Raw genomic sequence first — 8,794 nt, forward strand, 5'->3', positions numbered from 1 at the left:
GGCATACCAGGGCGGTGACGGCGGCTTCCGTAGCCCGGATGGAGCGAAGCGCAATCCGGGACATTTCCGCGTGCACGATCCCCGGATTTCGCGGAGCCTGTCATCGGGCGCGCGTTCGCGCGACCCGTTGGCTCCATCCGGGCTACAAAACTGGCTCGCCCTATGGCAGCACCTCGCGCCGGTCGCTGAGCTGGACGTCCAGCTCGGCGCGCTTGTCGTCGAGCAGGCCGGCGTCGGCCGCTTCGATCACCGAATAGAGCTCGCCGGCGTCGCTGAGCCGGGTCACGGTCACGTAGTCGGCGCCGGCGCTGTAGAGGTCGTCGACGCCGGTCAGGAGGTCCGCGGTGGCAACGATCCGCGCGGTCGGATTGAGGGCGCGGACGTGGCGCACCAGCTTCTCATTGTCGGCGCCGACCAAGAGGAAGTCCGGCACGCTCAGGATGATGATCTCGGCCTTGCCGATGCCGGCATGAACCAGGGTGTCGACATTGCTGATGTCACCATAGATCACATGCATGCCGCGGTCGGACAGCGTGCGGAACACCAGCGGGTTGAAATCGATGACGCTGATCTGCTCGAGCAGCGACTGGTTCTGCCGCTCGATCTGGCTGATCAGCGCGCTCGCCGCGCGGAAAAAGCCGAGGATGACGATGCGCCGGATCTCGCCATGTCCGCCCTCGTGCCCAGCCTCGCCGCGGCCCTGGCCTTCCTGGTCGAGGTCGCGCAGCCCGATCCGCTTCAACGGACCGATCAGGCCGCGCACGATCTGGTCGCTGCGTCCCATCGCGAAGGTCGAGAGCACCGCCAGCACCACGAAGGCGAACGAGACCGCACTCGCGGTTTCGGTTCCGATGTGGTTGGCGGCGACACCGGTCTGGATCACCACCAGCGAGAACTCGGAGATCTGCGCCAGGTTGATCGCCGGCAGCAGGCTGGCGCGCAGCCCCTGCTTCATCAGATAGAGCGGCGTGAATGTCGTGATCAGGCGGCTCGCCACCGTGAAGGCCGCGATGACAAGCGCAAGCCAGATCACCGAGAGGCCCGGAATCGGGATCGTCATGCCGAGCGCGACAAAGAACAGGGTGATGAAGAAATCCCGCAGCGTCGTGACCTTGGCGGTGACGTCGAGCGCGTAGGGAAAGGTCGAGATCGAGACGCCGGCGACCAGCGAACCCATCTCGCGCGACAGATGCAGCCGCTCGGCGATCTCGCCGATCAGGAAGCACCAGGCGAGCGCGCCGAGCAGCACGAGCTCGGGCCGCCGCGCGATCTGGTGGAACAGCCGCGGCAGCACGTAGCGGCTCAGCACCAGCGCGGTCGCGACCAGCACCGCGACGCGGGCAATCGACAGCAGCACGACACTGATCTGCAGATTGTCCAGGCTCGGCTGCACCGCCAGGAACAGGATCGCGAAGATGTCCTGCAGCACCAGCACGCCGAGCGTGATGCGGCCCGGCAGCGTGTCCAGCTCGCGCTTCTCGTAGAGCACCTTGACGATGATCACGGTCGAGGACAGCGCGCAGGCGACGCAGAGATAGATTGCGTCGAACTTGCCGCCGCCGACCGCAAGCCCGATAGCGGCAAAGAACGCCACGCCGATCAGACAGCCGCCGATCAGCTCGCCGGCACCGGCGAACAGGATGACCTTGCCGGCACGGATGATCTTCTTGAGGTCGATTTCCAGCCCGATCATGAACAGCATGAAGATCAGGCCGAGCTCGGAGATGACGCTGATCGATTCCTGGGACTTGACCCAGCCCATGCCGAATGGACCAATGAAAAAGCCGGCGATAAGGTACGCCAGTATCAGCGGTTGCCGGGAGAAGTGGGCCAACAGCCCGATCCCCCAAGCAAAGAGAATACAGAGCGTGATATCGGGAATCAGTTCATGCATGCGTCAAAGACTTCCTGTTGCCGCAACCTAGAGGGCCGGGCGTGAGGATCAACCGAGCAATGTGTCACATCCGCGCAGGCGGCATTTTTCTCGCAGTTTTGCTCTGCCTGCTCACCGTGCGCATGTCAGAGGCGCTAGCACAATCCCCCGGAAGTATTGAACAAAATTTCGCGAACTCGTTGACGGCGGTGCCATCGGAGGGCCTCACCGCGTCCGGTGCATTCTACGTGCCGGTGTATTCCAGCGTGTCGATGAGCCAGGGCAAGCTCAGGGCCGATTTTTCGGTGACGCTCAGCGTGCACAACGCCTCCGAGACGAAGCCGCTGGTGCTGAAGCGGATCGCCTATTTCGACACATCAGGCAAGATGGTGGAGAGCTACCTCAAATCGCCGGTCGCGCTAAAACCGTTTGCGACGGTCGAGGTCGCGATCGCCACGACCGATACCCGCGGCGGCACCGGCGCGAATTTCGTGGTCGATTGGGCGGCCGCCGGCGACATCGCGGAACCGGCGGTCGAGGCCCTGATGGTCGGCAGTGTCGGCGCGGGGCACTACGCCTTCGTCAGCCAGGGCCGGCCGATCCGCCTGGTCGGCAAGAACTAACCTCATGGAAGGCCGCTTGCCGCGGCCTTCTCAACGATAACAACACGGAGCGAAACGTCCATGTCCACCTCAGCCCAGTTCGACTTTGCACCGCTGTTTCCGGCCGGCCTGCCTGCGCCGGCCGCACGCTGGACCGGGCTCGCCAAATACAGCTTCGTCGGCGGCAACAACGATCCCGATCAGGTCCCGGTCGACGGGCTGCTGGAGGCGGTCAACGCCGTGTTGAAGCGCGAGGGCAGGAATCTCGCGACCTACAATCTCGCGCACGGGCCGCAGGGCTATCTGCCGCTGCGCCAGTTCCTGACCGAGAAGCTGAAGCGCGACGCCGGGATCGCCTGCACGGCGGACGAGATCATGATCGTCTCCGGCTCGCTGCAGGCGCTCGACCTGGTCAATCACACATTGCTGGCCAAGGGCGACACCGTACTGATCGAGCAGGAAACCTATCAGGGCTCGCTGAACCGGCTGACACGGCTCGGCGTCAATGCGGTCGGCATTCCCCTCGATGGCGAGGGCATAAGGATCGATGCGCTGGCCGCGGCGCTCGCCGATCACAAGCGGCGCGGCATCACGCCGAAATACATCTACACCATCCCGACGGTGCAGAACCCGACCGGCTCGATCCTTCCCGAGAGCCGCCGCGCCGAGATGCTGAAGCTGTCAAGGGAATACGGCGTGCCGATCTTCGAGGACGATTGCTATGCCGATTTGATCTGGAGCGGCGAACGGCCGCCCGCGATCTATGCCATGAGCAAGCATGGCGGCGTGATCCATATCGGCTCGTTCTCCAAATCGATCGCGCCTGCGCTGCGGGTCGGCTTCATCGTCGCGCCCTGGGAGATCATGTCGCGAATGCTGCCGCTGAAGACCGACGCCGGCTCCGGCGCACTGGAGCAGATGGTGCTCGCGGAATATTGCGCGCCGCATTTTTCGACCCACGTGCCGCGCCTGACCAAGGGCCTGCGCGCCAAGCTCGATACGCTGATGGAGGCGCTGAACGAGCAGTTCGGCACCGCGGCCGAGTTCACGGCGCCCAAGGGCGGCATCTTCCTCTGGGTCAAGCTGCCCGACAATGTCGACACGCTGAAGCTCTATCAGGCGGCGCTTGCCGCCGGCGTCTCGATCAATCCGGGACCGGAATGGTCGACCAGCAAGGCCCATTCCGGCAGCCGGCTCCGCCTCTGCTTCGCCAGCCCCTCGCACGAGCAGATCCGCGAGGGCGTCGCCGTGCTGGCGGAGGTATGCCGCAAGGAGTTCGGCGTGCCGGCGCGCAGCAGCAATGTGGAGAAGCGCGGCTAGATCATGATGACTTTGCGCTGAAGTGAGCTGCGGACTCCGCTTCACCTCGCCCCGCGTGCGGGGAGAGGCGCAGGCCGCCTTTGGCGGCCGTTCTCAAGAACGCCGAAGCAGAGCTTCGGCTATGACGCATCGTCAGATGCGTTCCGGGTGAGGGGGAGCCTCCGCAACCTCAGCTATCGCCGGATACGCGGAGGCAGCCCCTCACCCCAACCCTCGCCCCGTAAGAACGGGGCGAGGGAGCGCAGCGCGCTTGCGGTCGCCATTCGATCTGATCTCATCATGCTCTACCGATCCGCGCGCCTACCTCACCGAGAACGGCGCCTGATAGGGCCGGCCGAACGGCACGCCGTTGACCACGGTCTGCACCGGCTTCAGCAGCAGATTGCCGTCGCGCTTGTTGTTGCGGGTGTCGACGAAGGAGACCGGGCCTTCGACGAGGTCCATGATCGCGACGTCGCCGGGCGCGCCACGCTGCAGCGTGCCGATCTTCGGGGTGCGGTTGATGATCCGCGCCGGCACCGAGGTCGCCATCGCCACCACCTGATCCAGCGAGGAGCCCATCGCGAGGAACTTGCTCATCACGTTCGGCAGGAACGGGATGCCGGGCGAGTTGCCCGAGAAGACGTGGATGTCGGAGGAGATCGTATCGGGCGTGCAGCCGGCGGGGATCGCGACTTCGGCCACCGTGAAATCGAAGCTGCCGCCGCCATGGCCGACGTCGAACAGCACGCCGCGCTGCTTGGCCGCGAGCGCAGCCGGCAACAGCTTGCCCTCCTGCACGATATTGGTGAAAGCGCCGGACATGTTCGGCGCGCCGGAATAGGCATGGGTCAGGATATCGCCGGGCCGCAGCAGATTGAGGATGTCGGCCATCAGCTCCCTGGTCTCGACGCCGCCGATATGCACCATCATCCGCGCCGGCCAGCCGCACATCTCGCAGGCCTGGATGCCGCGCTTCAATGGCTCGAGGCCATGCTTGAAGATGACGTTTTCCGACATCCGCACCTTGACCCCGATCAGGAAGTCGGCGTTCTCGGCCAGCGCCATCGCGCAGGCTTCGACCTGGGCGTTGTCGATGTTGTAGAGCTCGGCCACCGGGAATGCCGACAGGCCGTTGTTGACGATATGGACGAAGGCGTAGATCCGGGCCCGCGATTGCGCCACGATGAAGCGCCGCAGCGCCGCGAGGTTGTTGACACCGGCGTCGCCCGCCGAGACCACCGTCGTGGTGCCCTGGAATTGCACCAGCTCGTCGGCGGGAATGCCGATCGCCGATCCATACGGGTAGACGTGGCAGTGCAGATCGACCAGGCCCGGCATCACGACCTTGCCCGAGGCGTCGATGGTCTTGGCGGCGCGGGCAGCCGGGATCTCGTCTTCGATCGCCTCGATGATGCCCCAGCGGATGCCGATGTCCCGCTTGCCGCGCAGCGACTGGCTGGGATCGATGACATCGCCGTTCTTGATCACGAGGTCGAACTTGTCGTCCGGCCCCATCGCCGCAGCGGCCGGCCCGGCGATGGCGGCGGCAGCGGCCGATCCCGTCACTTTCAAAAAATCCCGGCGTGAAAATTCGCTCACGGCAACGTCCCCCCGAACATTGATTTTTATGACGCGATGATGCGTCGGACGCCGAAGTTAGGCAAGGCCGCCGAGAGGGGGCGGCGGCGCTCGCTGTCGGTTATGCAGCCTGCTCGCGGCGAGCGCCGCAACGGCTGTTGTTGCTGAACAACTGTTCAGAAAACTCCTCTGGTTCCTGAGGAACGTTTCAAAGTTCGCACGGTTTTCTCTTCACTTATTTGAGGAGGATGAGATGAAAAAGATTGGCTTTCTTCTTGCGGCGGTTGGTGCGCTTGCGGTGGCCGTCCCGTCGATCGCGAGCGCCGAGACGGTCGTGATCAGACATGGCGGTCATCATCACTGGGACCGCGGCTGGGGCGCACGCGCCGAAATGCGCCATGACCGTGGCTGGCATCGCGGTTGGCATCACGGCTGGCATCACGACCACGACCGGACGGTGATCATCAAACGTCATCGCTACTAACGACCGACACAACGGAAAATGGCTCCTCACGGAGCCATTTTCTTTTCTGCTTCTCAGGGCCAGCGTCCTCAATCCCACGCCGGCGCAAACCCCGGATCGACGCAGCGCATGTCCTTGCGCAGCGCCGCAATCGCCTTGCGGTCCTCGTCGTCGAGCTTGACCTTCAGTGCGTCGAGATTGGCCTTTTGGCTTTCGGCGCGCGAGGCTTTCGGAATAGCCGCCACGCCATCCTGATCGAGCAGCCATTTCAGCGCCACCTGTGCTGCGGTCGCATCATGCTTGCTGCCGATTTTCGCCAGCGTCTCGTCGGTGGCGAAGCGGCCCTGGGCGAGCGGACAATAGGCCACCAGCGGGATCGATTTCGCGGCGAGATATTTGCGCACCGGCGTCTGGTCCAGCATCGCGTGATATTCGATCTGGTTGCAGGCGATCGGTGCCTTGATGTCCTCGACCACGGTCTTGAGCAGCGCGGTGGTGAAATTGGCGACGCCGATCGCGCGGGTGCGGCCTTCCTCCTTCAGCTTCATCAACGTCTCGAAAACGGCAGGCAGCTTCATGCTCCGCGACGGCCAGTGCACCAGATAGAGATCGACGTGATCGAGCCGCAGCTTCTTCAAGCTGGCGTCGAACGCTGTCCGGATCGCATCCGGCGCCAGGTTCTCGTGCCAGACCTTGGTGGTCACGTGCAGGTCCTTGCGTGCGACATTCGATGTCGCGATCGCCGCCCCGATTGCCTCTTCATTGCCGTACATCTCGGCGGTGTCGATATGCCGATAACCGAGCCCGAGCGCGCTCTCGACCGCCGCGCGGCAGGCGTCGCCCTGCATGCGGAAGGTGCCGAGCCCGAGCTGCGGCAGGCTGATGCCCTGTGTCTGCAGATTTTCCATGGATAGCTCCTGACGCGTGGGACGCCGATGCCATCGACGACGTCACGCCAGCAAATCGTTTCGTGGGAATGAAATTGGCAGGACTGCCGACATGCAGTCTGCCCGCAAACCGGCCCTTCGGGCAAGACGCCGGCAATCAAGATGTCGCGACGGGATCAGAGACGGCGCTAGATGTGTTGCGCCATGATCTGGCCGGGCCGCGCGTCCGGCCGCGGCTCGATATCGACCGACCAGAGATCGTGGTTGTCGACGTCCTTCAGCGTCACCGTCATCACCCCGGTCTTGCCGTCGATGTCGACGCGGCCGAAGAATTGCAGGCCGAAGCACGGCGCGAGATTGTCGCCCTGCTCGGCCGAGCAGCCCTTCTGGTACATCGCCTTCGGGCCAAAGGTGTTGTCGAGCTGGCCCGGCGACCAGGTGCCGGCATGCAGCGGACCGGAGACGAACTCCCAGAACGGCTCGAACTCCTGGAACATCGCGCGGTTCGGATCATAGTGATGCGCGGCGGTGTAGTGCATGTCGGCGGTGAGCCACACCGTGTTGCGGATGCCGGCGCGCTTCATGAAGGACAACAGATCGGCGATCTCGTGCTCGCGCCGCGCGGGCGGGCCGTCGCCGAGCGCGACCGCATCCAGGCTGACGAGGCCGATCGGCAGATCCGCCGCGATCACCTTCCACACAGCATCCGACGCCACCAGCTCCCGCTTCAGCCAGGCGAGCTGACTCTGGCCGAGGATGCAAGCCTGCTCCGGATCGCCCTGCTTGTTCCAGCTGGAATCGCGGTACGAGCGCATGTCGATGATGAAGACGTCGAGCAGAGGCCCGTAGGGAATCTTGCAGTAGACGCGGCCATCGCGCTCCGGCATCAGCCGCATCGGCATGAATTCGTGGAAGGCGCGGCGTGCCCGCGCCACCAGACGCGAACTGCCGTCCGCCTCATAGCCGGTCGCATCAGTGGTGCCGAGCGGCGACCAGTCGTCGGCCACCTCGTGGTCGTCCCACTGCGCGAACATCGGCACTTCGGCGTGGAAGGCGCGGAAATTCTCGTCGAGCCAGTTGTATCTGTAGTTGCCGCGAAACTCATCGAGGCTGTGCGCGACGACGGATTTCTCCTCGGTGACGATGTTGCGCCATACCTCGCCGTTCGGGAGCTTCTGCTCCGACGGCACCGTGCAATCGGCATAGATGTGATCGCCGGAATGGATGAAGAAGTCCGGGCGCTCGTCCAGCATGGTGCGGTAGCTGCGCAAGCCGCCGCGCGCGGGGTCGATGCCCCAGCCCTGCCCGACGACGTCGCCCGACCAGACGAAGGAGACCGAGCAGCGGTCGACCGGCGCGGTGCGGAAATGCCCGATGCGGCTTTCGCCTGATGTGCCGTCGCGGTCCTCGAAGCTGACGCGATAGAACAGGTCCTGGCCCGGCGGCAGGCCGTCGAGCAACAGCTTTGCGGTGAAGTCGCGCTCGGGCAGCGCGTCAGCGGACGCGGCGCGCAGGATGGTGGCGAAGCTTTCGACCGCCGCGCATTCGATGCGCATCCGCGCCGCGCGATCGGCGCGGGCCCAGATGACAGCGGAATCGCTGGCGACGTCGCCGGACTGGATGCCCGCGATCGCGGGCCGATCCGCGGCGCGGCTCAGATACGGTCTTGCCAGCGCGCCGAATCCCGCCAGCGCCGCGGTCGACGCCGAGCGCACCAGAAGCTGACGCCGGGTGAGGCCTCGCCGCCTCGCGGAGTTCGCTGTCGGCATCGAATAACCTTCGTCGAATCGCAACGAAGGTTTTGCCTGCGCTCCTTGACTCCGGCCTTACGGTTTCTTGGCTCTCCGCCGACGGTTTTGCGACGGCGGGATGACTCGGCCACGTCGATTGGAACGCAGCACGCCGAGCATTCGATCTAAACCCGTCATCCTGAGGCGCGAGCGGAGCGAGCCTCGAAGGATGAATCGGCCACGGACGGGGCCGTCCATCCTTCGAGACGGCCGCTTCGCGGCCTCCTCAGAGCCTGACTGAAAAATGGGTGAGTGATCTCAGTGGGGTGTGATTCCATCGGATTTGCAAAGATTCGAGG

Annotated in this window: 7 protein-coding genes; 3 read left to right on the forward strand and 4 right to left on the reverse strand. The window is 64.6% G+C overall.

Going from position 1 to position 8,794, the window contains the following annotated elements; translation table 11 throughout:
* Positions 1 to 160 precede the first annotated feature (160 nt).
* On the reverse strand, positions 161 to 1,894 hold the full coding sequence (locus tag PMN64_RS12910; RefSeq protein WP_028339524.1) for a cation:proton antiporter: 1,734 nt from the start codon (positions 1,892 to 1,894) through the stop codon (positions 161 to 163).
* Between the two features lie 59 nt (positions 1,895 to 1,953).
* On the opposite strand from PMN64_RS12910, the gene PMN64_RS12915 reads away from it, so the two are divergent.
* On the forward strand, positions 1,954 to 2,496 hold the full coding sequence (locus PMN64_RS12915; protein ID WP_411780962.1) for a DUF3124 domain-containing protein: 543 nt from the start codon (positions 1,954 to 1,956) through the stop codon (positions 2,494 to 2,496).
* A gap of 60 nt (positions 2,497 to 2,556) precedes the next feature.
* The gene (locus PMN64_RS12920; RefSeq protein WP_411780963.1) at positions 2,557 to 3,795 is read left to right on the forward strand and encodes a PLP-dependent aminotransferase family protein; all 1,239 of its coding nucleotides are present in this window, start codon (positions 2,557 to 2,559) and stop codon (positions 3,793 to 3,795) included.
* 300 nt (positions 3,796 to 4,095) lie between these two features.
* Here the strand turns inward: PMN64_RS12920 and PMN64_RS12925 are convergent, their stop codons facing one another.
* Positions 4,096 to 5,376, reverse strand: a complete 1,281-nt coding sequence (locus tag PMN64_RS12925) for an amidohydrolase family protein (protein WP_411780964.1) — start codon at positions 5,374 to 5,376, stop codon at positions 4,096 to 4,098.
* Positions 5,377 to 5,608: 232 nt separating this feature from the next.
* Here PMN64_RS12925 and PMN64_RS12930 point away from each other — a divergent pair, with 232 nt between their 5' ends.
* Entirely contained in the window at positions 5,609 to 5,839 is a 231-nt protein-coding gene (locus tag PMN64_RS12930; RefSeq protein WP_411780965.1) for a hypothetical protein, read from the forward strand.
* Between the two features lie 68 nt (positions 5,840 to 5,907).
* Here the strand turns inward: PMN64_RS12930 and PMN64_RS12935 are convergent, their stop codons facing one another.
* Positions 5,908 to 6,726 (reverse strand): aldo/keto reductase, encoded by an 819-nt coding sequence (locus tag PMN64_RS12935; protein ID WP_411780966.1) that lies wholly within the window; start codon positions 6,724 to 6,726, stop codon positions 5,908 to 5,910.
* 167 nt (positions 6,727 to 6,893) lie between these two features.
* Entirely contained in the window at positions 6,894 to 8,474 is a 1,581-nt protein-coding gene (locus tag PMN64_RS12940; protein WP_411780967.1) for an alkaline phosphatase D family protein, read from the reverse strand.
* Positions 8,475 to 8,794: the final 320 nt, after the last annotated feature.

The organism is Bradyrhizobium sp. UFLA01-814 (assembly GCF_046718885.1).
Taxonomy (GTDB): Bacteria; Pseudomonadota; Alphaproteobacteria; order Rhizobiales; family Xanthobacteraceae; genus Bradyrhizobium; species Bradyrhizobium elkanii.